We start from the raw sequence: 26,408 nt of genomic DNA, 5'->3' as shown, positions 1-26,408 counted from the left end.
AACCACCATCATAAACACCAATAAATACTCGACCCATGTACTCATCATTACCTCTCTAAAATCCGAAAATTTGTCCTGTCACCCGATAGGTTAGCCACGCCATTAAATAAGCCAATACGAATAAATAGCTGGCTATGGCGATGGTTTGTTTCAAAGAATTGGTTTCGCGGCGAATAACGGCTAGCGTGGCCAAACACATCGGCGCGTAAACATATCGGCGCGTAAACATAAAATGCCAAAAATGAAAACGCAGTAGCCAATCCCCACTGCGTATGAATAATAGGAATAAGCGTCTGATTGACGGCCTCATCGCCGACGTTACCGACCGCATATACCGTGCCAAGCGCCGCAATGACGACCTCGCGAGCGGCAAGCCCTGGGATTAAAGCAATGCACATCTGCCAAGTAAAACCAATGGGCGCAAAAATTGGCTCAATCATATGCTCAAGCATGCCCAAGCAGTATGGCACTGCGTTTATCGACAGTGACGCCAGAATAATTGGCCACTTTCGCTTTAGAGCCTGTCAGCACATTAAAGGTGGCTGTTTTACCACAATTAGGGGCGCCAACTAAGGCAAGATTAATAGGGCGGGTTTCGGCTTGTGTTTGCGTACTTGACATTTAGTCAGACATCGCTTATTTATCAAGTTATCAGTCATTAAGGTGCTACAACCTACAGCAGCCTTAATACAGTAAGTCAGGAGCAAGTCAGTAAATTAGACTGAACACTGACGGCAGTGGCGGTTGGATAAGAGGGCAGAAGGGACGTACGCATAAAGAACCCTTATCTATTCTTATATGTTAATGATAATTGTTACTGTTAAAATCGAATTATATGCCTCGCTTATTGACGATACAATACCCATGAAGGATGATGCAAATAACAAAAAAAACCAGAGAGTATGACACTGTCTGGTTTTTATTTTTTGCTAAGGATAATATGGTTTTTGACGTAAGCTAATTAAATTTGCCAAGGTTTTTTGCTGGTAAATCTTAGACTAAGCTCAGACACATTAGGCTACTGTTCAAGCTGCGCCATGACTGCATCGGTAAAGCTCACATTACTATAGACTTCTTGCACATCGTCAATATCTTCTAGCATATCGATCATTTTCATCACTTTTAGCGCGTCGTCGATATTATCAATCTCAGCGCTGGTGGCAGGTGCCATAGTGACTTCGGCATTATCAGAGACAAGCCCTGCTGCATTGAGCGCATCTTTTACTCGACCTAAATTTTCCCATTCAGTAATAACCAGCAAGCTTTCACCATCGTTTTCGATATCCAGCGCGCCAGCGTCCAAAGCCGCGAGCATGACTTCTTCTTCTAAGCTGACATCGTTAAAAACGATTTCACCGCGTTTGGTAAACAGATAAGCGACCGAGCCTGAGGTACCAAGATTGCCTTCATTTTTGGTAAAGGCATGGCGCACTTCACTGACCGTACGGTTCAGATTGTCAGTCATGGTTTCTACCAGGACCGCAACGCCGCCGACGCCATAGCCTTCGTAGCTGACTTCATCCATATTGTCATTATCATCGCCGCCTGTACCACGAGCAACCGCACGGTTAATGGTATCTCGTGTCATATTAACTGATAAGGCTTTTTCGATTACCGCACGCAAGCGTGGGTTTTTATCAGGGTCGGGGTCACCTTGCTTGGCAGCAGAAACAATTTCACGAATAATCTTGGTAAATATTTTACCTTTTACCGCATCCTGACGGGCTTTACGGTGTTTGATATTTGCCCATTTTGAATGGCCTGCCATATGACGTCCTTACGTTTTACGGGTTGTTTATAGTGCGTATAAAAAGTTAGTAGGCTATGCCTTGTTAACAACTTTTTATACTTGATAAGGTATTGTTATTATATGATTGTGCGGTTAATAGAGTGTAATAGACCTATCGGCAAGTTAACGATATGTATGTCGTTTGGCGCGCTTTTTTGCTACACTGCTATCTTCTTTGTCTTGAGTGACTATTGCCTAAGGCGATGGAAACCGCTAGTAAAATAAAAATATTGGCAGTATTATAAACCACTTTAGCGCATTTTGACCAACCTTAGCTTGCCCATATCAGCTTAAAGCGTTCGGTTTTTTATAACCATTGATTTTGTGACTATACCGACTTTATGAAACAACCAACCGCCGAAGCCATTACCCATTTGCGTAACCGCATTCATATCATTATCGAAGGCACGGATACCCGTTTGGGTAAGCTGTTTGATATTGTATTGTTGATTACGATTTTGGCCAGTGTGGCCGTGGTAATGCTCGACAGTGTGCTATATATGCGTTTGCAATATGGTACGCTATTTCGTTATGCAGAATGGTTTTTTACCATTTTATTTACCATTGAGTATATTTTAAGGTGGTTTTCGGCACCCAATCGCTTTCGTTATGCGTTTAGTTTCTTTGGCATCGTAGATTTATTGTCGGTATTACCCAGCTATTTAAGCCTTGTATTTGGCGGCGTCCAGTATCTGCTCGTCATTCGCATCCTGCGTATCTTACGGGTATTTCGGGTACTCAAGCTCAATACCTACATGCAGCAAGCGGGCTTTCTTGCCTCAGCACTTAAAACCAGTCAGCAGAAAATCACGGTTTTTTTCTTATCACTAGTCCTTCTAGTTACTATTTATGGCTCAATCGTCTATGTGGTAGAAGGGCCTGAGAACGGGTTTACCAGTATTCCATTGTCTATCTATTGGGCAGTAGTGACTTTAACGACAGTGGGTTATGGCGATATGTCGCCCAAGACGCCGTTAGGCCAAGCGATTGCAACGCTGGTCATGATTACCGGTTATGCAGTCATCGCTGTACCAACAGGTATTTTTACCTCTGAGCTGGCTCGTAATATGCGGCCACAGCTCAATCCTGTCACTTGCCCAAACTGTGGTAAATTCGGTCACGCCGTAGGAGCGAATTTCTGCGATCGCTGCGGTCATGCGCTCCATGTTTAGTAGTCTATATATTCTGCCACCAGTGGCGATAAGTCGATAACCACGCCTAGATTAACCAAATTCCAATATTGACCTGAAATGGTACGGTCAAGCATCATCGTCGTTGCTGATGGCTGAAACTGACCAAAATACTTTAACGACGTGCGCATTTGGGCAATGGCTTCATGATGGGTTTGGCTGCTGCCAAAATCAAAAGGACCTTGCTGATAAGGTTCTATGGATAAGGGTTTAAGTCCAATCTCTAACCACTCTTTATAAAATTCACCCGGCACAACTTTATCATCATCGCGGCGGATATCAAGGGCAATCAAGTCTTGCTCAAGCGCGGTCACATCGCCTTTTAAGGCATGCTTAGCAAAGCGGCGAAATAATTGTACTTCGCTGTCACTATAACTGCGGATACCACCAAAATCATAAGCCACAACGCTACCATCGGTGCGAAAAGCAAAGTTGCCAGGGTGGGGGTCGCAGTGCATACGGTATAAACCAAATAGCTGTCCAGCGCTAAAATGAAACAGGCGCTTAGCGATTTTTTGCTTAATGTCGTTATCCCAAGTTGCAGCAACAGCAAGCGGCTCACCCATCTCTTCGGTCAAGGTCAAAATGCGCTTGGATGAATGGCTACTGATCACTTTAGGGATAACTAGCCCTTCATCATCGGCATGAAAGGCGCCAAATACCTGTAGATTGTGCGCCTCTTTAACGTAGTCGAGCTCGTCATGCAAACTTTGGCGAATCTCATTAAACAGCTGCTCTTGTAACTGCTTACTCATATTGAGGACGCCAGCTATTTTTAGCGCCATGCGTACTTGTTTTAGATCGCTATCGCAGTTTTCATCAACATCAGGATACTGCACCTTTACCACCACCCTTTGTCCAGACGGCAAAACCGCTCTGTGCACTTGGCCGATTGACGCCGCGGCAAATGGCGCTTCTTCAAATTGGGTAAATAACTCAGCGATAGGCGCTTTTAATTCACGCTCAACTTGCGCGCGTATTTGTCCATAAGGCATCGGCGGCGCGTCTTTTTGGAGTTTCTCTAAAGCGGTCGCGACTTCAGGCGGAAACACGTCTTTATATTGGGAGGCGATTTGTCCCACTTTCATCACCGCGCCTTTCATTTCACCAAGCGTTTCAGCGATTTGCACACCGACGTCTTGCATCAGCGCTGAGCGCGCTTCTAGACGTTTTTCTTCGTCACTTGAGAGGTGCTTTAATGAGTTTTTAGCAGCTTTACCGGCAATACTTGCGGTCATGCCAGCGAGTTTCATAAAGCGTTTTCCGGACGATTTTGCCATTCATATCACCATATCGTGGGTTGTTTTTCATGCGCTCATATTATTACTTTCATCATATCATTGCTGTTTGACTAATGTGCCAAAAGCAACTTGATCGCAACTTCAATGCTAGTAGTCTTGTGCTTATTTGACGTTTTCTTCATATAGATAAAGTCATAATCTCTACGTTAACCGTCTAATTTTAAAGCATAAGTATGGGTTAGCCAATAATCCAATGCCATCTGATAACCCAAATGCCCGAGACCGCAAATCACGCCGACGGCTATATCGCTTAAATACGAATGCTGCCGAAACGGCTCACGAGCATGAACATTGGATAAATGCACCTCTATAAAGGGTTTTTGTGTTGCCAATAGCGCGTCGCGTATCGCCACTGAGGTATGGGTAAAAGCAGCAGGATTGATAATAATTGCATCTACTTGTACAGCGGTTTCTGCTAAAAGACCATAATATTGAATCTCATCGACCAGTTTGCCCTCATGGTTTGATTGGATACAAATCAGCTCGATACCGTATTTGGCGGCACGCTCGATCAAGTTTTTCTCAATATCAGCAAGGGTCGTATGGCCATAGATTTCTGGCTCACGTTTACCAAGTAGGTTAAGATTAACGCCATTGATCAGCAATAATTTGTGCGTCAACGTCTTATCATTTTGTTGTAGATTGCTATTTGCTTTTATTGGCTGAGAAGTGGTTGTCATAGTTATAGTTGGCTCTACAATTATTAAGGTAAGTGGGTTGCTATTATTAAAAATAAGCGGCGCCGTACTTTTATGACGGTGCTTTTTTGAAATTTTAAGAAAGAAAATACATCAAATATACGATGTTTTAGACCTTTATCATAACAGTTTGTCAGCATGGTTATAAAAATAACCGCAAAAACTGCCATAAGGGCTAAAAATCATATGAAAAGTCTTTATGTTGCCAAAAACCCATGCTATGATATTTTTTACGCAACAAATATTACTTGTTTGTTGCTAGCGCTGATATAAGCAAATAATATAATGCTTAGAGTATTTTGATAGTTGCTTATGTTGGTGAGGATGAATTTACTATACGCTGATTCATAAAGAGAGTAATAACAGGCTTTATGAGGCGATGATGGTATGTAAAGTAGTACTCTTACATTTTGATTTCATAATCTTCAACCCCGTTTATATGCAATGTCGCAAAGGAATTTGGGGTTAAGTGACTTTTTAGGAAGTAATATTATGTCAGCTCGTGAGCAAGGTATCGTTAAGTGGTTTAATGACTCAAAAGGCTTTGGTTTCATTCAACGTGATAGCGGCGAAGATATTTTTGTCCATTTCCGCGCGATCCAAGGTGATGGTTATCGCTCTTTAAAAGATGGCGAAAAAGTCGAGTTCAGTGTGGTTGAAGGCGAAAAAGGCCTGCAAGCTGAAGAAGTCAGAAAAGTAGAAGAGTAATTGCTACTGACATTAATGCCGTTTGGCTATAATGTCGTTACAAACTACTGATATACTACTAAGTCAAGCCCGTCTGTCTTGCCTATGTTGAATAAAACGCAGCATATTTGGTAAGTTTAGATGTTAGGCTTGGCTTTTTTATGCATGCTTGTTTTATTGTTTGTCTGCTTAGCGCAGATATGCTATTAATGGCAGGCAAATTATACAAAAGGATATTTTTTTTGAGTACTTTTAAGACGTTTACCGATTTGCCGTTATCAAGTGCCACTTTGCGAGCTGTAAATGATTTAGGCTTTACTGAATTGACACCCATTCAAGCACAGATATTACCGCATACATTGGCAAATCAAGACGCTATCGGACAGGCGCAAACCGGTACTGGCAAGACGGCAACGTTTTTATTGACTATTATGGAAGCACTGCTTAAGCGCCCCTTTGCTGCCGATGAAAAACGCTATTTGGGCGAGCCAAGAGCCGTTGTTATGGCGCCAACGCGTGAGCTTGCCCAGCAGATATTTGATGACTGTATTGCTCTGACCAAATATACTTCGCTTCACAGCGTGTGTATCATGGGTGGCACCAATTATGAAACTCAGCAGCATGAGCTTGAGCGCCAATATGTGGATATCTTAATTGCCACTCCAGGTCGTTTGATTGACCTAATGCACAAAGGCATGGTCTATCTAGATCGCGTCGAAGTGTTGGTGTTAGATGAAGCCGATCGTATGCTCGATATGGGTTTTATCCCGGATATCAAGCGTTTGGTTGGTCGTATGCCGCCAAATACTGATCGTCAAAGCTTGTTGTTTTCTGCCACCTTTAACCAAGATGTGATGAATCTCGCTTATCGCTGGTTGCATGAGCCAGAGTTTGTAGAGATTGAGCCTGAGCATAAGACCAGTGAATTGGTCGATCAGCATTTTTACTTATTAACCGAAGACCAAAAGCTCGCCGCGGTCGAGCGTTTCATCACTGATGAGACAGTAGAGAAGGTGATAATTTTTGCCAACCGTAAAGACCAAGTGAAGCGTTTGTATCATAAGCTGCGTCAGGCGCATAAAATCGTCATGTTATCAGGCGATGTGATTCAGCAAAAGCGTGAAAAATATCTGCAACGCTTTAAAGATGGTCATGCTTCTGTGCTGGTCGCAACTGATGTGGCAGGACGCGGCATCCATGTGGATGATGTCAGCCATGTGATTAATTATACTTTGCCAGATCAGCCAGATGATTACGTACACCGTATTGGTCGTACGGGACGCGCCGGACAAACCGGTATCAGTATCAGTTTTGTCAGCGAAGACGATGCTTTTAATATCCCAGCGCTAGAGAAGCATTTGGATACCAACTTTCGTCTTGAGCAGTGGCAGGAATGATCTTATTAAAACAACTTTTATTTTGATAAATATTGCTGCATAAAAAAGCCCTTAACGTCATCATGATGTTAAGGGCTTTTTTATAGGGTCATGATATTTTTTATGCTGCTATTGAGCAGTTTCTGGCATAGCTTCATGAGGATGGCTATTCATTTGCTGCTCATCTGTCATATTATGCATATTTTGATTCATAGCGTTATCTGCATCATGTGGCATATCATGCATTGAGCCATTCATAGCGGGCGTCATCTCGTGCTGCATATTGTTCATATTATGATGGGCGGTGGTTGCTGTTGTCGCTTCAGAGGAAGTATTGCTATCGGCCATCATAGCGGCGTGGCTGCCATGATTCATTTGAGCATGCTCACCATGTCCATTACCGCCGCCGTGGCCACCATGCATGCTAGCCATTATCATAGGAACAAAAGCAACCGCTAAACCAGATAACACCATGATAGCGCCGTTAATTTGTCTTAAACGCATACGGCCAATTTTTTCACGTAGCCAACCAACTGTCTCGTGGGTAGCCACTAACATCGGTACAGTTCCCAAACCAAAGACAAACATCAATGCCGCACCACCCAGTGGGTTATGAGCAACGACAGCGATAAGTAGCGCACCATAAACCAAGCCGCAAGGTAAAAATCCCCATAATAACCCTGCCGCTAAAGCACGCGGGAAGGTATTAAGTGGAAATACTTTTTGGCGAAGCGGACTAAGGAATTGCCAAAAACGCATGCCGACGCGCTCAAGTTTGGCTAAAAATGGCGCGCCAAGCATGGTGACGCCCACAAAGACCAAGACCAAACCTAATAAGATACGAGGCATACTGTTGCCCGTCATCAACGGCTCTAAAACAGTGGTGCCAACAAGTCCAGCAACCAAGCCCAAAAATGCGTAACTGCTTAAGCGCCCGAAATGATAGGTCGCTATCAAAGCACGGCGCTTAGCAGGGCTGACATCTTTCATCGATAAACTAAATGCCGCGACCAAACCGCCACACATGCCTAAGCAATGCGGTGAACCTAAAAATCCCATTAGTAATGCCGCAACGAGTAAAGCTGTGGTCATGGGGGTTTCTCCTAAAAATGGTAAAGGGTGAGCCTGCTTTTATCCTTGCCCTAAAAAAATGATAGAAACAGTCAGGTATAAATGAGATATAAAAGGCTAAAGGATTGAGTTTTATTGATAGCTATTTTCATGATAAAGACGATATCAGCACGCAGTGCATCGTTAGCATTCAATCATCGGTTTTGTTAGAGTCTGCTGGATCATTGGTTTGCGGTGCTTGAGGGGTATTCTCGTTAGGCTCATGGGCTTGAATGGTTTGGCGACGCTCTTGGCGATCATCCAAGATAATGCGCTGCGATGCATTATCTAAATCTTCAAATTGGTTTGATCGAACCGCATAGCGTATTGCCCAGATGGCGACCACAAACAGCATTAAACTTAAAGGAATTAATAAAAATATACTGAGCATGGCAAACCTCTTTCATAGCAGTTTCTTATATTATACACTTATTGCAAGTGTTATAAATGTTCTATAAAGTTCAAAAATAAGACAATGAATAATGGGGCAGTAATAGGTATCTAATGATATTAAGACTAAAATTAAAATTAAGACAGTAAATGCCAGCTGGCTATTGCTCAGTAGGTTTTTTAGCGACATTACCCCTTGGTGTTAATAGTTGCTGCGAGGTCACATCATTTGCTTGGCGACAGTTTGCTTGCGGACGAATGACATCACGTAAGTAAGCGGCAACTTCATAAACGGCCCGCCGCGAATGGCTTAAGTTTTGCGCTGGCTCCATCCAATCACGGCGCACCGGTAAGGGCGCGTTAATTGGCGTACTATTAATGCCATTTAAAGCAAACTGTCTGCGCGCGCGCGCCATGTGATAGCTGTCGGTGATAAGGTACACATGATACAGAGGAATGCGCTTGGCAGTAAAACGCGCATTTTCACAGGTATTCATACTGGCGTTTTCGCTAATAAGCCCGTCAATTCCATGGTCAATAAGCCATTGACCAAGCCAAGGCGCTTCGGCGCCGCTAAGGACGATAGGTAGCGGCAAGTCATGATAAGCGGTTGCCGCTGTACGAGCGCGATTAAGGCTATAACTATTGAGAATAGTTTGATTGTTATTGTCATTGGTCAAGCCGCCGCCCAACACCACATAAGCGGTCGGTGGAGAACTCATGGCGGCAGGTGGCATCTTTGGTAAGGGTAAATATGCTAAGAGATAAACCACCGCTTGCGAAAATAGCGGGGTAAACAAACTGATAAGAACGAGAATAACGGCCGTTGAGCCAAGCAAAAAAGTGGCATTAATAATACGAAACAGCTTTATCATACGCTCAGCTGAACGTAAATAAGAGCGCCATAAGCGCTTGGACCATGATCGCTTAGACCACATGCTCATCAAATCCAATAGAGCCGTCAGCATTTACCCAAACCGGCTCGCGCGCCAATTCAATCGCAAACTTCTCATAGACAATGTCAGCGATATGCTGCTGCGCTTTTGCCACATCCGCTTGCGTTGCTTGATAAGGGTTATGATTAGTCAACACTAACGCTTGCTGCTGATGGGTGAGTATTGGCGCTAAACCATGCCCCTTTAGACCAGCCTGTTCAATTAACCAGCCAGCTGCCACCTTAACCATGGCATCGGGCATTGGATAGCCAACGATGGTAGGATGGATGGCTTTTAGCGCTATAAATTGCGCTTGAGGAATAATAGGATTTTGAAAAAAGCTGCCGCAATTGGGTAGCTGTTTGGGGTCGGGTAGCTTCTGCTGGCGAATATCTATAATCGCTTGCATGACATCAGCAGGATTGGGCTGGCTGCGTCCTCGCTGCTCGGCATAGCGCTGCGCAACCGTCTGCACATCGCCGTAGCTGGCAAGGATTTTGCTGGGATCGGTATGCAGACGAAAACCAACGCGCGTAATCAGCCAAGTATTGGGCGCACGCTTAAAGAGGCTGTCGCGGTAGCCAAACTCACAGTCTGCTGCTGTTAGCTGGTGCCAAGTTTGGGTTGGCAGATGATAAGCACGCACGTACTCTAGACAGTCTTCTAACTGCACACCGTAAGCGCCGATATTTTGTACCGGCGCCGCGCCAGTCAAACCCGGTATCAGTGCTAGATTTTCAAGACCATACCAGCCTTGAGCCACCGTATGCATGACCAAGTCGTGCCAGTTTTCACCAGCCATTACTTCGATATCGACATAACCGTCTGTCCGCGCTGTCACGCTAATACCGCGCATCTGTGGCCGTAAGACAATCGCATTTAGGTTTGCAGGCAATAAAACGTTACTGCCGCCCGAGAGCACGAACAATGGCTTAGTAGATGCTCCCTCTTTTCCGTAATCTGCCATAAAGGCATCAAGCTGTGCCTCATCGGTTAGTGTGACGACCACATCCGCCATAGATGCTAATGCCATGGTATTGCTATGCGACAAATCGACTAAATTATCCTGCGATATATTCACTGCAAGATTGGTTGATGTCGCAGGTTGAGCACTGAAATTATGGCGTAAAGCTGAGGTCATAACATAGCCTATAGGGCAAATAAACAAAAAATCATGCGGTGTTTATTATAAAGGATGAGCGGCATAAAAGTAGCAGAAATATAGCACTTTATCGCTAACTATTATTGAGTGTGGTTAAACATTTAGCGCTAAGAACTATTAAACTAAGCAGTTTTCCAACTTTCAATCCAAGCTTGTGAACTGGATTCAATACGTTCAATCACTTCTTCGAAAGCATCGGCGTCCCCTTGATAAGGGTCTGGTACATCGTCGCCGCCGTAAGTTGGGTCTTCTTCACTGAACAATGCCAGTTTGGCAAGCTTGCCATCTGTATCGCTGATACTGTCTTTTATGGCTTGTAGGTCAGCTAAGTTTTGCGCATCCATCGCCAAAATTAAATCAAACTTACGAAAATCATCAGCGCTCACTTGACGCGCGACCAGCTTATTGATGTTATAACCATGGGCTTTGGCGTGGCGCTGTGCCCGCTCATCTGGCGCATGACCAATATGCCAGTCTCCCGTACCTGCTGAATCCACTTTCATCGCCAGCCCTGCAATCGCTGCTTGCTGACGGAAAATCTCTTCGGCGGTCGGTGAACGGCAAATATTCCCCAAACAAACCACTAGAACAGAGGAAGGAGTAGACGCTTTTATTGGCATATAATGACCTTTTATCACAACAAAAAAACATGCCATCAAGACCAGCATAATAATGCGGTTGCTTAGCATGTTATCGAATAAATGAATTGGTGGCTAGCGTAACGGTTAATACATTGAATGGCAAGAGCAGAGGTAAACAATAGGGTCACGCTAGGCTATAAATAATAGAATACTACTGTTACTGGCAGCTTTTATTCTTGCTTGTTTTTAAAGCGTTGTAGATCACGACGCTCTTTTTTATTGGGTTTATTATCAGGGCGGGCAAGATTGGCCAGTTTGCGCTGTTCGGCATAGTAGGCGCGGCGCTCTTCACTTTCCTCAGTCTCAGAATACAGCGCTTGGGCGGCAGTTGCATTACCACGTTGGGCACTTAGCGCTTCGACAATCACGGTTTTTTCAGTCATGGCGGTGGCTGAGCCTTGGCGAATACTGAGTTCATCTCCGACCGTAATCTCTTTACTGGTTTTGACACGGCTCCCTGCATAATGGACGCGACCGCTTTCGATAGCTTCTTTGGCAAGAGTGCGGGTGCGATAAAAACGCGCAGCCCATAACCATTTATCAAGACGCATACGTACCGTATCTGGTTGGCTATGGCTTGGCTGATTGTGGTTTTTGTTATGTTTACTCATCAAAACCTCATAAATATCAATAAACTAAGATAATAATGGTGGTTTTTTTTGGGAATTAAAAGAGTAATAAGTGATTAAAGTTTTTCAAAATGGGTTTTTATGGTGAATAAGTAAAATAAATTAACCATTGTTATGACGGTCTTGTATTGCATAAATAGGAAGTCTAGAACTTAAAAATCAATGACACCACTGTTTTTCACAAGGAATGCCGTCATTATTACCATCCATTTTTGTATTAGGACAGTGCTGTATAAAGTAAGTCGCTTCTGCGCATGAGGTCATCTGAGAACAATGTCGCCTGCCATCACACGCAAAGCTTGGCGCTACCGCTGATTGCGCTGTTAGTACTAGCTGTGACGTTACAGCTGGATTTGCTACTGAGCTTGAGGTTGAACTTGCCTCTAAATCCACATACGTTGGCGGGATATCATCCAAATCAGCCGCGGTAAAAGCAGGAACTGAAGTATCAGCCGTAACATGATTGCTAGTTGTGGTTTTAGGTTGCAGCATCTTATAACCCACGAGACCTAAAACTAGCAATAATATAAACATCAGTATCTTTTGAGTCACGGCTTATCACCTAATAATAGTCGCTGCAAATGAGTAAATACTGTCAGTAAGTGATCATTATTCATTTATCAGAGCCAGCTTTTTAATCGCTAAAAGACCGACCTGATAAATGAAAGATTACCTATGCTGTACTATATGGTGATTACTTTAAAAACAATTGATAGCCAATATTGTCATTGAGCATGGTGCAGTCATAGCCGATATCAAGAAGCGCGTCTTGTAGCTGGCGAGAGTTGCCCTCAGAAGCTTGTAAGCCAACCAATACGCGACCTTCAGCGGCACCGTGGTTGCGATAATGGAATAAGGTAATATTAAAGTCATCGCCCAATTTTTCTAAAAAGGTCAATAAAGCGCCCGGACGTTCTGGGAATACTACGCTTAATAATTGCTCATTTTCGACATGGGCATGACCACCAATCAAATGACGAATATGAGATTTGGCGATGTCATCATCGGTTAAATCATGCGCTTCATAGCCATCGGCTGCCAATTGGTTGCTAATCGTTTGACGCTCTTTCTCACCTTCTTTTAGAGCGATACCGACAAAAATAGACGCAGGTTCCATAGAGTCGGGTGATTTTTTGCTATCGGCACGATAATTAAACTCGGTGATATTACGGCCATGTAGGCTGCGGCAAAAGTTTAAAAACGCGCCCGTTTGTTCAGGGATGGTCACGCCAAAGATGGCTTCTTTTTTCTCACCAATCTCCGTACGCTCGGCGATATAGCGCAAGCGATCAAAGTTCATATTGGCACCGCAGATGATACCAACGCAGTTTTTGCCCTGTAAATTGTTGGCTTCAATATATTTTTTCATGCCTGCAACGGACAAAGCACCAGCAGGCTCAACGATACTACGGTTTTCTTCAAAGATATCTTTCACCGCCGCGCAGACTTCATCATTGGTACAAGTGACCACGTCAGTCTCGACTAAAGGACCTGATGCATCGCCCTTTTGCATACGCACGATATCAAAAGGCAGCTCGCCAATTTGAGCAACGGCGACACCATCAACAAACAGTCCAACTTGTTTGAGTTTAACGCGTTCATTCGCTTCAAGCGCCGCTTTTAGTGAAGCTGATTGTTCCGCTTCGACGGCGATGACTTTGACATGCGGCGCCACTTCACCTAAAAATGCTGCCACACCAGAAATCAAACCGCCACCGCCTACGGCAACGAAGACATAATCCATGTTGCGCCATTGCTGGGTCAATTCCAGACCAATAGTGCCTTGCCCTGCAATCACCAATTCATCATCATATGGCGGAATAAAGGTTAAACCCTCGGTCTCAGCACGATTAATCGCATAACGGTTGGCTTCATCAAAGCTGTCGCCATGCAAATCGACATTACCGCCAAGCGCGCGTACCGCATCGACTTTGATATCCGGTGTGGTGGTTGGCATCACAATGATGTTATTCAAGTCAAGCTTACGGGCAGAGTAGGCAACACCTTGCGCATGATTACCTGCCGAAGCACAAATAACGCCGCGTGCTTTTTGCGCATCGCTCAATTGGCTAATACGGTTATAAGCACCGCGCAACTTAAAGGATTTAACCGGTTGCAAATCTTCGCGCTTAAATCGAATATCATTAGCAAAACGTTGGGTCAGCTTCGGTGCAGCTTCAAGTGGTGTTTGAATGGCGACGTCATAGACGGTGGCTTGCAAGATGGCTCGTACCCAATGTGACAGCATAATGTTTCCTAAACAAAGTGAAGATGAATAAAAGAAGTGCAAATGGTTATAAATTGGTATTTAATAATAAACAGCAATAAACCAGTAAAGATAAGCACAAAAACGAAATAGATTAGCCTATGCTGATTTTCACTATCTTGCAAGACACAATTGCAAATTTCGTCGAGAGTTTATTAAAGTTTAGATGCTCATTTATGAATACATTAAAGTAAGTATGCGTAATGAGAGGGTTCAATGAGTATTTAGAATAGGTTTTACGCTAACATCGCTTAGAGCCATCGGTTATAATAAGCGCGCCTTTTACTTCCTTTATCATTTTAGCTCTTTTAGAGTGAGACGTTTATTTTTCCAAGGATTTATGATGAGTGATCAGCAAGCACAAAAGCAAGCCGCAGCCAAAGCTGCCCTCCGCTATATCGAAGATGACATGATACTTGGCGTAGGGACAGGCAGTACGGTAAATTGTTTGATTGAGTTATTGCCGACGTTAAGGCTTGCTGGCGCGGTCGCAAGCTCACAGGTCACCGAAGATAAACTACGCGCCTTGGGTATCGAAATCATCGATTTAAACTTTGCCGGTCAGCTTGATGTCTATATCGATGGCGCTGACGAGGTAAATGAACATTTGCAATTGATTAAAGGGGGTGGCGGTGCGCTCACACGTGAAAAAATCGTCGCTGCGGCTTCCAACAAGTTTGTCTGTATGGTTGATGAAAGCAAAAGTGTGCAATGCTTGGGGCGCGAATTTCCCGTACCGATAGAAGTACTGCCACAAGCGCGCTCGTATGTAGCAAGGCAATTAGCCCGTTTGGGCGGTGAGCCGGTTTATCGTGAAGATTTTGTCACCGATTATGGTAATGTGATTTTAGACACCTATGATTTGGATGTCAGTAATCCATTGGCGTTCGAACAAGAGTTAAATAATATCGTTGGCGTGGTCTGTAATGGTATTTTTGCTGCCAATCAAGCCGATGTGCTGCTTAGAGCGGGCAGTGATGGGGTGACAACTTTGACGCGTTAATGCATTATTGATAGAATTTAATGCTATAACTTATCGCTAAATAAAGTCATAAACAATAAAAAGGCAGCGCATTAAAATATGCGCTGCCTTTTTCGTATTTGTTCATCTGCTGCTTGCTGGTTTAGCAAAATATCACGATATGTTTTTAACAACCTATTTTTAGGCAGGTAGCTTAATTTTGTCTTTTAATAAAAACTCCATCAAGGCTTTTTGCGCATGTAATCGGTTTTCAGCTTCGTCCCAAACCACTGAGCGTGGATCATCAAGCATATCGTGAGAGATTTCTTCGCCGCGATGCGCAGGTAAGCAATGCATAAATACCACTTCGGGGTCAGCTTTATCAAGCAGTGATGGCGTAACTTGATAGGGCGCAAAACGGCGTGCGCGAGTATTTTGCTCAGACTCTTGTCCCATACTCGCCCAGACATCGGTGACGATTAAGTTTGAATCTTTTGCTGCATCTTGCACATCTTCGACCAAGCTCACGCAATGTGAGAAGCGCTCCATCAGTTCAGGATCAGGCTCGAAGCCATAAGGGGCAGCAACACGCAGCTCAAAGCCAAACTGATTGGCCGCTTGCATGTAGGAGGCGCACATATTGTTGCCATCGCCAACCCAAGTAACGATTTTGTTTTCGATACTGCCGCGATGCTCATAATACGTTTGCATATCAGCAAGCAGCTGGCACGGATGAAATTCGTCAGTCAGGGCATTAATAATCGGCACACTTGAGTATTCGGCAAAGGTTTCAACTTTTTCGTGGCCAAAGGTACGAATCATAATGATATCGACCATGCTTGAGATAACGCGCGCCGAATCTTCTAGCGGCTCACCGCGCCCAAGCTGCGTGTCGTTTGGCGACAGAAAGATAGCGCTGCCGCCAAACTGTCCCATACCCGTCTCAAATGAGATACGTGTGCGAGTGGATGATTTCTCAAATATCATGCCAAGCGTCCGCCCAACGAAGGGCTGATATATCTCGCCGGCATGTTGCATTTTGCGTAATTCACAAGCGCGTTTGATGAGGTTTTCTAGTTCTTGTTTGGTTAAATCAGATAGGGTCAAAAAATGGCGCAAACTCATAGTAATCCTAGCAGTCGATCACAATCGATGAAAAATCGATAAAAATGTTACGTTGTCAGTCAGTAATCATATCGCGTCAGTGCGTATACTGTGGTGACAACAAACTTTTAGTATAGCGCAATTGGGCTTAATGTAAATGTTCAATTTGCCATGATTTGGCGCTGTCTCTTTTATCTGGCAAACTGTCATGATGTTCATATCTAACGATTAGGATTCTGTTATGTTTCGAGTTGGGCGCGCGCTTAGGCGGCATAGCAGCTCATAGCTAATGGTTTCAGCATGGGCGGCGACTTCATCGACGTGCGGCGCGTCACCCCACAGTAATACTTTACTATTTAACGCCACGCTGTTTGGCACAGCGCTGACGTCAATGACAATCATATCCATGGCTACGCGTCCGATGACCGCACATGGGTAGCTTTGGTTGTTGGTCTCATCAATGACGCAAACATAGGCATCAGCACTCACCACGCGTGGATAGCCGTCACCATAACCGATGCTGACTAACGCTGTTTTGGTATCTTGCATCGCAGTCCAGCGGCTGCCATAACCAATGCCGTCACCTGCGTTGACTGTTTGTAGCGCGATGATTTGGGCGCTAAATTCCATTGCTGGCTGTAAGTCCAAATCACGCGCACTTTTATCAGTGACAGGCGTACTACCGTAAAGCATGATGCCCGGACGTACCCAATCGTGATGATGCTCGGGAAAATTGACGATACCTGCTGAGTTGCACAATGAGCCTTCTACATCGCTGTTCACCGTTTCTCGTAACGTCTGTAGCATGTCGTTAAAGCGCTGAATTTGAATGGCATTTAGAGGATGAGCGCAGTCGTCGGCATTGGCAAAGTGAGTGGTTAAAATCAGCTGAAAACCGGCTTTATGCAAACGTTTGGCTGCTGGAATCAGCGTTTGGTCATTAAAGCCTAAGCGGTTCATGCCAGTATTATATTTTAGCCAAACCACTCGAGTGGCGCTGGTAGTCGGTGGGGTTTTTTCTAATGCCCATATTAATTGCGGCTCATGATGAATCACGCAGCTGATATCATGCTCTATCGCTAGCTGCCATTCATCGGCGGTAAATGCGCCTTCAATCAGACCAATGGTTTTATTCCAACCTAATTGACGGGCTTCTAAAGCTTCCATAAAAGTTGCAACGCCGATACCATCAGCCTGTTGCTCGCCTTGTTGCAATGCTGGTAAGACAGCAGCGACGCCATGACCATAAGCATTGGCCTTGACCATAGCAAGAACTTTAGCCGTCGGTGCCAGTTTTTTAACTTGCGCCACATTATGAGTAATGGCGGCTGGTTTGATTGTGATAGTGCGCATAATTGCCTTCTTTATAGCAAAGTTATTTTTATTAGTAAAACGATTTCATTAAACAAATGGTGTTATTAGTAATGGGGTAAAGCAATAAAGCCAGTGCGTCATCAATTTGGCTGATGACGCACTGGCTAGTTTTATTCATAGTCGTTTTAAAGTTAAAGCTTATTATATGTATTGTTTAGTCAGCCGATTATTCATCATTCTCAAAGCTGACGTTTTGATAGTATTCTGGTGTCAGGTTAATAAAGCGGGTAAATTGCCCTTCAAAGCCTAAGCGGACGGTGCCGATAGGGCCGTTACGCTGTTTACCGATGATGATTTCAGCCACGCCTTTGTGGTCTGAGTTTTCATTATAAACCTCATCGCGATAAATAAACATAATCAAATCGGCATCCTGCTCAATCGCCCCCGATTCACGCAAATCCGACATAATAGGACGCTTATTAGGACGGTTTTCTAGACTGCGGTTAAGCTGCGACAGCGCAATAACCGGACATTCAAGCTCACGAGCCAAGGCTTTTAAACTACGAGAAATCTCCGAGATCTCTCCCACGCGGTTGCCATCAAGACTCGGTACTTTCATTAGCTGTAGGTAATCGACGACGATAGCGCCAAGTTTACCATCATGATTTTTGGCGATACGGCGACAGCGCGAACGCAGCTCTGAGGGCGGCAAGGCGGTACTGTCATCGATATATAAATGCTTAGATTGCAAATGCTGTATGGCGTTCATCATTTTTGCCCATTCATCTTCGTTCATTTGCCCAGACCGCAAGTGCGTCTGATTAATCGCGCCCCACGATGACAGCAAACGCATGACGATGGACTCCGCTGGCATTTCCATCGAAAATACCACCACGGGCAAATCTTCATTAAACAAAACGCCTTCTGCTAAGTTCATAGCAAAGGTGGTTTTACCCATAGACGGACGCGCCGCTACAATGATTAAATCGCCGGCTTGTAAGCCTTGGGTTTTGTTATTTAGCTCGACGAATGGCGTTTGTAAACCTATCATGCCGTCAGGATTAGACTTTAACTCTTGAATCTTATCAATGACATTGGTCAATACTGAGGTAATACCAACGGGACCGCGTTGCTCTGCGCGTTTATTATGCTGCTCATTGATACTAAATATTTTTGCCTCAACATTGTCCAAGATATCGCTTACCGTTTGGTCTTTGGGATTATAGGCAAGGGTCAGCATGTCATTGCCCGTGGTAATGAGCTGACGTAAGGTCGACAGCTCACGCACGCGCTGTGCATAAGCAGTGAGGTTAAACAAAGTGGCAGGACTTTGGCTCAAAATATCGGCCAAATAGCTGTCACCGCCGGCACCTTTAAGCAGTTTCTGTGCTTCCAACCAATCATGCACCATGACCGTATCGTAAGGCTCGTTGACCGCTGCCAAATGCGCAATTGCATCAAAAATATACTGGTGACGCCCCGCATAAAAATCGTCTTTGGTGACGATATCTGCAATCTTATCGTATGCCTCTTCGATGCTCATCAAAGACGCCAGCAAGGCCTTTTCAATATCGATATTGTGCGGCGGTGTCTGATTGAGTAAGTCGTCGGTTTTTTCGTTGTCTGCCATGGGTGCCCAGTGTCTTAAAAGTCAGTTTCAAAAGTCGGTATAAAATTAATTATATAAGAGTATAAATAGCTATTTGCTATCAGTATTTATTTTAGGAGTGATACGGTCAAGCAAGCGCGACATAGCTCTACGAGAGAAGTACCAAAAGGTGGTCTCAGCGCTTGCTGGTAAATGCTACAATGAAAGGCGAAAGTTTAACACATTCTAGCGTTTTTTCGGCTGCTATCAGTAACTATCTATAAAAATGCTATCTGCTATGATATAAAATTTGCGTCCCCTTAAAACCTCTTGAACGCTCGTTTTCATAATAATAAATACAATAAAATCATATTCTTAATGTCAAAATAGGATATTTTACTATGCAAAAAAGACTACCATTATTAATCACAACCGGTGAGCCTGCTGGTATTGGTATGGATATCGTGCTGCTATTAGCAGCTGAGGGTAAATTGCAGGATTTTAAGCGTCCAATCTGGGTCACTGCTGATAGCGCCGCAATGCAAAAGCGCGCTGATATACTGGTAACAGCAGGCGTGCTCCAAAACTGTCCGCTTTGGCAAACTGTCGATTTAGACATCGCAGCCGATGACTTTTTAGAACAGATGTCACAGCAAATTAAGGATGACAATGATGATAATGCGTTTATTTTGTTAAATACGCCTTGTGCTGAAGCCGTTGTCTGCGGAAAAATTAATACTCGCAATTCGGCCATGGTTGCCAAACAATTGGACATCGCCCATCAGTTAGCGACTAATAAAACAGTCGCTGCCATCGTCACAGGGCCATTGCAAAAATCTGCCTTAATAGATGCTGATATTAAACTGCTCGATGGCACCATGTTTAGCGGTCATACCGAGTTTTTTATGCAGCAAAGTGGCTGTGAGAAAGTCGTGATGATGCTCGCCAATCAAGCCATGAAAGTGGCGCTTGTTACCACGCATTTAGCATTAAAAGACATACCTGCGGCTATCACTGCTGATAATGTACGCCAAACGGTACAAATTGTCATTGACGATATGCGCGAGAAGTTCGGCTTAACGCAGCCACGTATTTTGGTTTGCGGTCTTAATCCGCATGCAGGTGAGGGCGGTCATTTGGGCGTTGAAGAGATTGAGATTATCAATCCCGTATTGCGTGAGTTTATCGACGTAGGCGTCGATATATCAGAAGCAATGCCAGCGGATACCTTATTTACCCCAAGACATTTAGCCAACTGTGACGCGGTCATTGCTATGTATCATGACCAAGGTTTACCAGTGCTCAAATCGCACGGCTTTGGCGATACAGTCAATCTTACCTTGGGGTTGCCGTATATTCGTACCTCAGTTGATCACGGTACGGCGCTTGATTTAGCAGGGCGCGGCGGCGCAAGTGCGACCAGCTTATACCAAGCACTCCTGATGGCCAATGAGATGGCAGATAAATCGCTTGTTAATGGACCTCTTGCATAAGTTAGTGCCCTAGTGGCATTTGTCACGCAGTACTGGGTAACTTTGTTGTGAATAACGGCTATTTATGAATCATCAAACACGGTCTAATATAAGTGGTTCCGTTATACCAGTCTGTTATAAGTGGTCTGTTAATAGGTTTGAAGGGTGAAATAAGTGGTTCCCTTGGGGTATACATTAGGATGACCAATCAGGTGCTTTCGCTGGTTCGACACCCTACATGGGAACTATACTCTCAAATAATAAACTCATGCTAATCAAATAGCTTTTCAACAAACAGTTCATAATTAAAATCACCTTCTCTATCCATAAACTCTGGATTCAAAACGCCTGTATTCGAATATAGGATTGCCCACCAATTCTTATCAGGAGATAGTCTATCAATTTCAGCGCTTACAGCCATGCTAGACTGTATCGGCAAACCTGAAAAATCATTTGTTATTAAATGTGCCAAAAGTTCTTTGATTTTCTGTTTTTCCTGTTCTTCATTTAATTTAGAACCGTTAAATACCTCATCAAAAAACTCGTCGTGCTTTAACTTAAGGTTTCCATCAATCTCATCAACGTAGTCGTTAGTCCAGAAAATTAAATCACTCCAATATCGATATGGAGAAATTCGACTGATTTCATCCAAAACTTTGTCATCTTCTTGCTCACTTAAAGTATTTGATAATAACTTATCAATAAGAATGGTCATTTTTTCTCTAATTTCTTCTTGTTTCATATTATTTTCGTCTCAGAATAATTTAGTCAAAACCATTTAACATAACGTTCGTAACGACTCATACTATCAATTTCATGGTGTATAAATTTATACCTAAGGTTAGTATTCCGATGCCTGTATAGCGCACCGATCACTAATGGAATATTTATGGTAAGTACACCATGAAGTACACTGCAACCAATTCAGAGATTTTAAACCTTGATACTCCTAGCCCACAGCCTAGTGTTCAAGTCCTCACTAGGGTACCATGCTTATTCTCATGATCGTCGTTATAATAAAGGATTTTAGAACAAAAATAAGGCACTGTGTCGGTTGTGATAAGGTATGGGTAGTTTATTAATAATAATGTCTCAAAAATACAGTGTAATTATGAGCTGTGCTATAATTTTGTATTACAAAGCCAGCAAACAAAAGCGCATATAAATCCAGCACATTGCTGCCATAGCGCTATAGTCCATTTATCTTTTATCGATTAAGACCTTTTTATGTCCAAAACTACGTTTGATGCTCAATCTATTTCTAACAGCCTACGCGCTGCCAAACACCAACCGCGTAAACGCTTTGGCCAAAACTTCTTACATGACCGTAGTGTTATTCGTGAGATTGTTGAGAGCATTCGTTTAGAGCGTGACGATAATTTAATTGAGATTGGACCCGGTATGGGCGCGCTAACAGAGCCACTATTAACAGAAGTCGATGCGATGACCGTGGTCGAGCTTGATCGTGACTTGGCAGATAGTTTGCGCATTCGTATTGGGGCTAATAGCCATCCAAACTTTACGATTATTAAAGACAATGCCATGCATGTTGATTATCGTGAACTGTATAGTCCTGAGCGTGGTAAGCTGCGCGTGGTGGGCAATCTACCGTATAATATTTCTACGCCGATACTGTTTCATTTGCTCAGTTATGCCGATGTCATTCAAGACATGCACTTTATGCTGCAAAAAGAAGTGGTTGAGCGTATCACCGCCGAAGTTGGCAGCAAAACCTATGGTCGTCTATCGGTCATTATGCAATACCATTGCGATACCGATTATTTATTGACCGTACCGCGCGGCGCCTTTAATCCACCGCCAAAAGTCACCAGTGCGGTTTTTCGCTTAACGCCGCATATCAATAAACCAATCGTGGCAGAAGATGAGGAATATTTCGCACTTGTGGTACGTGAGACCTTTAACCATCGCCGTAAGACACTACGCGCTATTTTTAAAAATTCTACGTTATTGCCGACGCTGAGCGAAGCCGATTTCGCCGTTTGCGACATCGATCCACAAGCGCGTCCGGAAGTGTTAAGTGTGAAAGATTTTGTCAATTTAAGCAATCAAGCGCGTCACTTATCATCTTAATTTATCAAGCAAAAATGATAGAGGGTTTATGAGTTTTCGCCATCAGTATGTCATCGGTGATTTGCAGGGTTGCTATGCTGCCTACCTGCAATTACTTGAAACTTTAGATTTTGACCCAGCGCAAGATAAATTATGGTTTGCCGGCGACTTGGTGGCACGCGGTGAAGATTCGTTAAGTACCTTACGTCATGTCAAAGCACTATGTGAACAAGGAGCTGCGGCAACGGTATTGGGTAATCACGATATCAATTTAATTGCGGTTTGGCGCGGGGCAACAGCGCTCAAGAAAAAAGATAAGACCGCACCTATCTTTGCTGCCGATGATTGCGATGAATTGTTAGAATGGCTACGCCATCAGCCACTACTGGCTTATCCTGATGAGCAGACGGTATTGGTACATGCGGGTATCCCACCGCATTGGACGATTAAGGCGGCGGCGAAATATGCACAGCAGTTAGAGGTCCAACTAAAAGGCAGCTTAGAACAGCTTGATCGCTTATTGCCGAATCTATATAGCAAAACTGCCGATGAATGGCATGCAGACATTCATGGCTATACCAAAATGCGAGCAATTGCCAATTATTTCACCCGTATGCGCTTATGCAAACAAGATGGCACGCTCGAATTTAATTTTTCAGCAGGATTAGATGAGCCCATGCCAAAGGATTTTTTGCCTTGGTTTGAATGGCAAGTACCACGAGCACGCAAGATTTTATTTGGTCATTGGGCGGCGCTTAACGCTGATGTTGATTTACCGCATGCGCGTGCGCTTGATGGTGGCTGTGTTTGGGGTAATTATTTATTTGCTTATCGCTTGGGCGACGGCAAAGCCATCACCTCAAGTTCTCACTGCCTACCACCAACAGAAGAGCCAACAGAACAATAGTCATACCACATTATATGCTATAATGAGTGAAAAGTAATATCGATACATCACGCACTGCTGATATCAACTTTTCTTGCTTGCTGTGCCTGCTCAGACAGAGGGTACAAAAAATTGATATCAGCAATACCGTAGCGTTTTTTAGGTTATTTTGACTATATTTTCTGAGATAAAATCTGTAAAAAACTAATTTATCATTTAATTCGTAAATTAAATAAACTGTTTGCTAAGCTGGTATTTAAGCCACCAACACCGTCCCCTTAACTGGGTAGGTTTGGTGGCTTTTTAGGTTTTGGCAAAGGTGTTTTGGCATCGCCAGTAGACTTGTCATCAGCTTCCGCATGATTTGACTCGTGACCAACAGTATCATCATTATCGATGGTATTGAGCGTCTTGGTGACTTTGTCATATTGGATATCGTCGGTATAAGGCGTGCTATTTAGCTCCTCATCTATTAGTCCATCATCAAGGTCGATCGTTTTTTTGGCGCTTACTGGCTTAGTAGTACTGTGCGTTTCTCGACTTTTTAGCGCCGCGTCGGCATGACTATCCGATATATTATTATCATAATCTATATCGGTAATCGCCTGCTCATTTTGCATGATTTTTTGCTTAGATTTGGGCAGGATTTTGACGTCAGATAAACGGCGTACCACGTAATTATGCGGTATGGTCTGTCCGCCTTTATGAGCATTGGTATCATCAAAAATCATATGACCTTGGCTGTCGATACGTGCGTACTTCATAGGTTTGTCACGTGGCCAAAAAAAGTCGGACGGGTGGGTCAGCATATGACTAAAAAGCTGCTTGGTTAAACGGCTCCATTCCATAAACTTGACTTCTTTAGAGCGCAGGGCGACAAACAATGCCAGCGAGAAACTGACCATGAGGTTGACCATACCGATAAGGGCAACGCCCAAAATAGAGATGAAAAAAACCGTCCAATCCCATTGATTGGCAGGTATGTGAAATAGCCCATGCGCCAGATTCGCCGAGGCAAAAGCGATATGACGTATGTCAATCGGTAAGCCAAATATAAAACCTATGGTAGCCGTACTGCCTAAGAACACCCCGAATAAAAAGTTGCCCATAATGGCGCCGAGATTGGCTTCGATAAAGCCGCCTAAACGCTGAAGCCAAGCTTTGGGTAATAAGTATTGCAAAAGCTTATGACGCTGAATACGGGCGCCGATTTGGTTATAAACCGCCAAATTATCATAGTAACCCGCGATAAGACCAGCTAAAAATAAATACACGCCAGCGATAGCCGCATGAGGAAGCGCTAAGGAATGAAAAGGGTCAAGGTCATGCAATAAGTGTGCGGCCTTGTCAGTATTGATCATCGGAGTACCAGTATACTGTAACCACGCAAACGAGATAATCAGGGCAACAGGTATGGCTAACATAACGTTACCCATAATCGCGACAAACTGGGTACGTAAAATATCGACCACCAACTCTGATAACTTGTTTAATTGGTGCGATTTCTTACCAGAACCGTCAGAGATGGTAGAGGCGATTGCCGCTGCCGTCATAGCGGGCTGCTTGGTGGCGACCGTACCATGGACGATATGAATAAAAACAAAGCCCAAACCATAAATCATGCTATTGATAAAGGCGCGTCCCATCGGTGCAAGCGCCAGATGGTACGCCAATATCTTAGTGGTCGCCATAAAAGCAATGATAAAGCCACCGATGGAAGCTTTTTTAAACATCTTCTGGTAGCCAGCTTTATCGGTACTAATATAATGCTCACCGACGCGGCTGGCGTTTTCGGTAACTTTGCGCGATAGCAGCTTGGTATTATTATCAATCAAATAACCAATACTATAGCGGCGACTGGCACTCGTAATCAGCGCTTGAATGAGCTCAATAATAGCCTGATCACGCTTATCGTAATTGTCTGCTACCAGCTCAGTTAAAATACGCATCCGTTGTAGGCTTTGATCCAAACGCAGCATCATGTTGGTTAGGCGGATAGAGATACCGGTTTTATAAATGCGCTTACGTATGGTGGCAACGATATCTTCGCATTGCTCAATCATCACTAGTAATGGCGCAGGATCGACCGCTTTGTCAGGGATAATATCGGTTAGAGTGTCAAGCTCATGCGCTTCTCGGTATTGATTGACGTACAGCACAGCTTCTTGATTTTGTGCCACAAATGACGCCGAGTAATTGAGCATTTGCGGATAAAATTCCATCAAATCTGGATGCAAGCCGATGCCGCTAATCCGATACGATAAAATGATAATCGCGTTCAAGATACTGTTTTTTGCCGTTGCAACCAAGTTTAAATGCTGCTCATTGACCTTGAGTAGGCCGACCATCTCATCCCATTTGTCTTTGTCAATATTGGCAAGCCAGCGCTCATCAGAGCGTCTGTCAAACAAATAACCGACCAATTCTATGACAGAATCTTCTTGTGGCAGCAGGGGTAAAAAACGATGACCGATAAGGCGGCGCAGACTATTAAAAAAGCCTTGATCCGACATGATGCCCGTATCGGTATATAACGCAATTTGGCGATATTCAATGATGAGTTTTAAAACGAAGCTTGACAGTCCATCGGCATATTCTGGATGCTGACGTAAAATATCAATCAAATCTTGCATCTTTTGATTGGCTAACGCTGGCTCTTTGTCGCTGACACGTAGCTCATCGATTAAGCGCTTGAGTACCGCAGGATCTGGCACATCACTTAAGGCAGTTATCTGTTGTAAAATGTGTTTTATTTCTGACACATTGCATCCCTTATGGTAGTTATTTCAATCATTGGTATTATTGAGTATGGGCAAGGAGATATTTTTTTTTAGCAAAT

24 protein-coding genes and 1 pseudogene are annotated in these 26,408 nt (G+C 43.8%); 7 read left to right on the top strand and 18 right to left on the bottom strand.

Annotated features, from left to right (window positions below):
* Positions 1-55: 55 nt before the first annotated feature.
* The 3 genes and pseudogenes from FOR85_RS00625 to FOR85_RS00615 all read right to left on the bottom strand — a co-directional run.
* Positions 56-473: pseudogene (locus FOR85_RS00625) on the bottom strand (nucleoside recognition domain-containing protein); the annotation flags it as partial.
* The gene (locus tag FOR85_RS00620) at positions 445-621 is read right to left on the bottom strand and encodes a FeoB small GTPase domain-containing protein (protein WP_144296260.1); all 177 of its coding nucleotides are present in this window, start codon (positions 619-621) and stop codon (positions 445-447) included. The pseudogene FOR85_RS00625 and the gene FOR85_RS00620, both read right to left, overlap by 29 nt.
* Before the next feature lie 397 nt (positions 622-1,018).
* Positions 1,019-1,768 carry a YebC/PmpR family DNA-binding transcriptional regulator gene (locus FOR85_RS00615; RefSeq protein ID WP_144296259.1) on the bottom strand — a complete coding sequence of 250 codons (750 nt, stop codon included), beginning with the start codon at positions 1,766-1,768 and terminating at the stop codon, positions 1,019-1,021.
* Positions 1,769-2,130: 362 nt separating this feature from the next.
* Between FOR85_RS00615 and FOR85_RS00610 the strand changes: the two genes are divergently transcribed.
* A complete protein-coding gene (locus FOR85_RS00610) occupies positions 2,131-2,961 on the top strand; it encodes an ion transporter (protein WP_144296258.1) in 831 nt (276 codons plus the stop codon).
* Here FOR85_RS00610 and FOR85_RS00605 read toward each other — a convergent pair.
* Both FOR85_RS00605 and aroQ read right to left on the bottom strand, forming a co-directional pair.
* Positions 2,958-4,259 (bottom strand): AarF/ABC1/UbiB kinase family protein, encoded by a 1,302-nt coding sequence (locus FOR85_RS00605; protein WP_144296257.1) that lies wholly within the window; start codon positions 4,257-4,259, stop codon positions 2,958-2,960. The two genes, FOR85_RS00610 and FOR85_RS00605, sit on opposite strands and share 4 nt — an antisense overlap.
* Positions 4,260-4,426: 167 nt before the next feature.
* Positions 4,427-4,960, bottom strand: coding sequence for a type II 3-dehydroquinate dehydratase (gene aroQ / locus FOR85_RS00600; RefSeq protein WP_068405182.1), 534 nt, complete (start codon positions 4,958-4,960; stop codon positions 4,427-4,429).
* A gap of 510 nt (positions 4,961-5,470) precedes the next feature.
* Here aroQ and FOR85_RS00595 point away from each other — a divergent pair.
* Positions 5,471-5,686, top strand: a complete 216-nt coding sequence (locus FOR85_RS00595; RefSeq protein ID WP_068405185.1) for a cold-shock protein — start codon at positions 5,471-5,473, stop codon at positions 5,684-5,686.
* Positions 5,687-5,907: 221 nt separating this feature from the next.
* Positions 5,908-7,062 (top strand): DEAD/DEAH box helicase, encoded by a 1,155-nt coding sequence (locus tag FOR85_RS00590; RefSeq protein WP_144296256.1) that lies wholly within the window; start codon positions 5,908-5,910, stop codon positions 7,060-7,062.
* Positions 7,063-7,170: 108 nt separating this feature from the next.
* Here the strand turns inward: FOR85_RS00590 and FOR85_RS00585 are convergent, their stop codons facing one another.
* The 8 genes from FOR85_RS00585 to ilvA form a co-directional block, all read right to left on the bottom strand.
* A complete protein-coding gene (locus FOR85_RS00585; protein WP_144296255.1) occupies positions 7,171-8,133 on the bottom strand; it encodes a sulfite exporter TauE/SafE family protein in 963 nt (320 codons plus the stop codon).
* 169 nt (positions 8,134-8,302) lie between these two features.
* A complete protein-coding gene (gene ccoS, locus FOR85_RS00580; protein ID WP_144296254.1) occupies positions 8,303-8,542 on the bottom strand; it encodes a cbb3-type cytochrome oxidase assembly protein CcoS in 240 nt (79 codons plus the stop codon).
* A 160-nt stretch (positions 8,543-8,702) separates the two neighbouring features.
* The gene (locus tag FOR85_RS00575) at positions 8,703-9,479 is read right to left on the bottom strand and encodes a YdcF family protein (protein ID WP_144296253.1); all 777 of its coding nucleotides are present in this window, start codon (positions 9,477-9,479) and stop codon (positions 8,703-8,705) included.
* A complete protein-coding gene (murB, locus tag FOR85_RS00570) occupies positions 9,469-10,617 on the bottom strand; it encodes a UDP-N-acetylmuramate dehydrogenase (RefSeq protein ID WP_144296252.1) in 1,149 nt (382 codons plus the stop codon). The genes FOR85_RS00575 and murB overlap by 11 nt, the downstream gene beginning before the upstream one ends.
* A 143-nt stretch (positions 10,618-10,760) precedes the next feature.
* Positions 10,761-11,258 carry a low molecular weight protein-tyrosine-phosphatase gene (locus FOR85_RS00565; RefSeq protein ID WP_102077558.1) on the bottom strand — a complete coding sequence of 166 codons (498 nt, stop codon included), beginning with the start codon at positions 11,256-11,258 and terminating at the stop codon, positions 10,761-10,763.
* A 191-nt stretch (positions 11,259-11,449) separates the two neighbouring features.
* Positions 11,450-11,890, bottom strand: a complete 441-nt coding sequence (locus tag FOR85_RS00560; protein ID WP_144296251.1) for an RNA-binding S4 domain-containing protein — start codon at positions 11,888-11,890, stop codon at positions 11,450-11,452.
* A gap of 177 nt (positions 11,891-12,067) precedes the next feature.
* Positions 12,068-12,400, bottom strand: a complete 333-nt coding sequence (locus FOR85_RS12920; RefSeq protein ID WP_144296250.1) for an excalibur calcium-binding domain-containing protein — start codon at positions 12,398-12,400, stop codon at positions 12,068-12,070.
* Between the two features lie 202 nt (positions 12,401-12,602).
* Positions 12,603-14,156, bottom strand: coding sequence for a threonine ammonia-lyase, biosynthetic (gene ilvA, locus FOR85_RS00550; protein WP_068405198.1), 1,554 nt, complete (start codon positions 14,154-14,156; stop codon positions 12,603-12,605).
* A gap of 361 nt (positions 14,157-14,517) precedes the next feature.
* Here ilvA and rpiA point away from each other — a divergent pair, with 361 nt between their 5' ends.
* A complete protein-coding gene (gene rpiA / locus FOR85_RS00545) occupies positions 14,518-15,177 on the top strand; it encodes a ribose-5-phosphate isomerase RpiA (RefSeq protein WP_144296249.1) in 660 nt (219 codons plus the stop codon).
* 159 nt (positions 15,178-15,336) lie between these two features.
* Here the strand turns inward: rpiA and argF are convergent, their stop codons facing one another.
* The 3 genes from argF to dnaB form a co-directional block, all read right to left on the bottom strand.
* Positions 15,337-16,260, bottom strand: a complete 924-nt coding sequence (gene argF / locus FOR85_RS00540; RefSeq protein ID WP_144296248.1) for an ornithine carbamoyltransferase — start codon at positions 16,258-16,260, stop codon at positions 15,337-15,339.
* A gap of 207 nt (positions 16,261-16,467) precedes the next feature.
* Positions 16,468-17,592 (bottom strand): alanine racemase, encoded by a 1,125-nt coding sequence (alr, locus tag FOR85_RS00535; protein WP_144296247.1) that lies wholly within the window; start codon positions 17,590-17,592, stop codon positions 16,468-16,470.
* A gap of 187 nt (positions 17,593-17,779) precedes the next feature.
* Positions 17,780-19,183 carry a replicative DNA helicase gene (gene dnaB / locus FOR85_RS00530; protein WP_068405205.1) on the bottom strand — a complete coding sequence of 468 codons (1,404 nt, stop codon included), beginning with the start codon at positions 19,181-19,183 and terminating at the stop codon, positions 17,780-17,782.
* 359 nt (positions 19,184-19,542) lie between these two features.
* Here dnaB and pdxA point away from each other — a divergent pair, with 359 nt between their 5' ends.
* Positions 19,543-20,634, top strand: coding sequence for a 4-hydroxythreonine-4-phosphate dehydrogenase PdxA (gene pdxA / locus FOR85_RS00525; protein ID WP_144296246.1), 1,092 nt, complete (start codon positions 19,543-19,545; stop codon positions 20,632-20,634).
* A 250-nt stretch (positions 20,635-20,884) separates the two neighbouring features.
* Here the strand turns inward: pdxA and FOR85_RS00520 are convergent, their stop codons facing one another.
* Complete coding sequence (locus tag FOR85_RS00520) at positions 20,885-21,355, bottom strand: hypothetical protein (RefSeq protein ID WP_144296245.1); 471 nt, start codon at positions 21,353-21,355, stop codon at positions 20,885-20,887.
* Positions 21,356-21,840: 485 nt separating this feature from the next.
* Here FOR85_RS00520 and rsmA point away from each other — a divergent pair, with 485 nt between their 5' ends.
* A complete protein-coding gene (gene rsmA, locus FOR85_RS00515; protein WP_144296244.1) occupies positions 21,841-22,704 on the top strand; it encodes a 16S rRNA (adenine(1518)-N(6)/adenine(1519)-N(6))-dimethyltransferase RsmA in 864 nt (287 codons plus the stop codon).
* Positions 22,705-22,732: 28 nt separating this feature from the next.
* Positions 22,733-23,590, top strand: a complete 858-nt coding sequence (locus FOR85_RS00510) for a symmetrical bis(5'-nucleosyl)-tetraphosphatase (protein ID WP_144296243.1) — start codon at positions 22,733-22,735, stop codon at positions 23,588-23,590.
* Between the two features lie 257 nt (positions 23,591-23,847).
* On the opposite strand, the gene FOR85_RS00505 is transcribed toward FOR85_RS00510, so the two are convergent.
* Positions 23,848-26,331: a site-specific recombinase gene (locus FOR85_RS00505; RefSeq protein WP_144296242.1), complete on the bottom strand. Its 2,484-nt coding sequence runs from the start codon at positions 26,329-26,331 to the stop codon at positions 23,848-23,850.
* Positions 26,332-26,408: the final 77 nt, after the last annotated feature.

This window comes from Psychrobacter sp. YGAH215, assembly GCF_007280595.1.
Lineage (GTDB): Bacteria > Pseudomonadota > Gammaproteobacteria > Pseudomonadales > Moraxellaceae > Psychrobacter > Psychrobacter faecalis.
This window is presented reverse-complemented; position numbering and strand designations above follow the sequence as displayed.

What these genes read in the sequence shown, in the direction of transcription:
- FOR85_RS00595 (WP_068405185.1), top strand. Translation starts at nt 5,471, where the DNA reads ATGTCAGCTCGTGAGCAAGGTATCGTTAAGTGGTTTAATGACTCAAAA.
- rpiA (WP_144296249.1), top strand. Translation starts at nt 14,518, where the DNA reads ATGAGTGATCAGCAAGCACAAAAGCAAGCCGCAGCCAAAGCTGCCCTC.
- rsmA (WP_144296244.1), top strand. Translation starts at nt 21,841, where the DNA reads ATGTCCAAAACTACGTTTGATGCTCAATCTATTTCTAACAGCCTACGC.
- aroQ (WP_068405182.1), bottom strand. Translation starts at nt 4,960, where the DNA reads ATGACAACCACTTCTCAGCCAATAAAAGCAAATAGCAATCTACAACAA.
- FOR85_RS00605 (WP_144296257.1), bottom strand. Translation starts at nt 4,259, where the DNA reads ATGGCAAAATCGTCCGGAAAACGCTTTATGAAACTCGCTGGCATGACC.
- FOR85_RS00585 (WP_144296255.1), bottom strand. Translation starts at nt 8,133, where the DNA reads ATGACCACAGCTTTACTCGTTGCGGCATTACTAATGGGATTTTTAGGT.
- FOR85_RS00510 (WP_144296243.1), top strand. Translation starts at nt 22,733, where the DNA reads ATGAGTTTTCGCCATCAGTATGTCATCGGTGATTTGCAGGGTTGCTAT.
- argF (WP_144296248.1), bottom strand. Translation starts at nt 16,260, where the DNA reads ATGAGTTTGCGCCATTTTTTGACCCTATCTGATTTAACCAAACAAGAA.
- FOR85_RS00620 (WP_144296260.1), bottom strand. Translation starts at nt 621, where the DNA reads ATGTCAAGTACGCAAACACAAGCCGAAACCCGCCCTATTAATCTTGCC.
- FOR85_RS00610 (WP_144296258.1), top strand. Translation starts at nt 2,131, where the DNA reads ATGAAACAACCAACCGCCGAAGCCATTACCCATTTGCGTAACCGCATT.
- FOR85_RS00615 (WP_144296259.1), bottom strand. Translation starts at nt 1,768, where the DNA reads ATGGCAGGCCATTCAAAATGGGCAAATATCAAACACCGTAAAGCCCGT.
- FOR85_RS00560 (WP_144296251.1), bottom strand. Translation starts at nt 11,890, where the DNA reads ATGAGTAAACATAACAAAAACCACAATCAGCCAAGCCATAGCCAACCA.
- pdxA (WP_144296246.1), top strand. Translation starts at nt 19,543, where the DNA reads ATGCAAAAAAGACTACCATTATTAATCACAACCGGTGAGCCTGCTGGT.
- FOR85_RS12920 (WP_144296250.1), bottom strand. Translation starts at nt 12,400, where the DNA reads ATGCTGCAACCTAAAACCACAACTAGCAATCATGTTACGGCTGATACT.
- murB (WP_144296252.1), bottom strand. Translation starts at nt 10,617, where the DNA reads ATGACCTCAGCTTTACGCCATAATTTCAGTGCTCAACCTGCGACATCA.
- FOR85_RS00565 (WP_102077558.1), bottom strand. Translation starts at nt 11,258, where the DNA reads ATGCCAATAAAAGCGTCTACTCCTTCCTCTGTTCTAGTGGTTTGTTTG.
- FOR85_RS00575 (WP_144296253.1), bottom strand. Translation starts at nt 9,479, where the DNA reads ATGTGGTCTAAGCGATCATGGTCCAAGCGCTTATGGCGCTCTTATTTA.
- alr (WP_144296247.1), bottom strand. Translation starts at nt 17,592, where the DNA reads ATGCGCACTATCACAATCAAACCAGCCGCCATTACTCATAATGTGGCG.
- ccoS (WP_144296254.1), bottom strand. Translation starts at nt 8,542, where the DNA reads ATGCTCAGTATATTTTTATTAATTCCTTTAAGTTTAATGCTGTTTGTG.
- ilvA (WP_068405198.1), bottom strand. Translation starts at nt 14,156, where the DNA reads ATGCTGTCACATTGGGTACGAGCCATCTTGCAAGCCACCGTCTATGAC.
- dnaB (WP_068405205.1), bottom strand. Translation starts at nt 19,183, where the DNA reads ATGGCAGACAACGAAAAAACCGACGACTTACTCAATCAGACACCGCCG.
- FOR85_RS00520 (WP_144296245.1), bottom strand. Translation starts at nt 21,355, where the DNA reads ATGAAACAAGAAGAAATTAGAGAAAAAATGACCATTCTTATTGATAAG.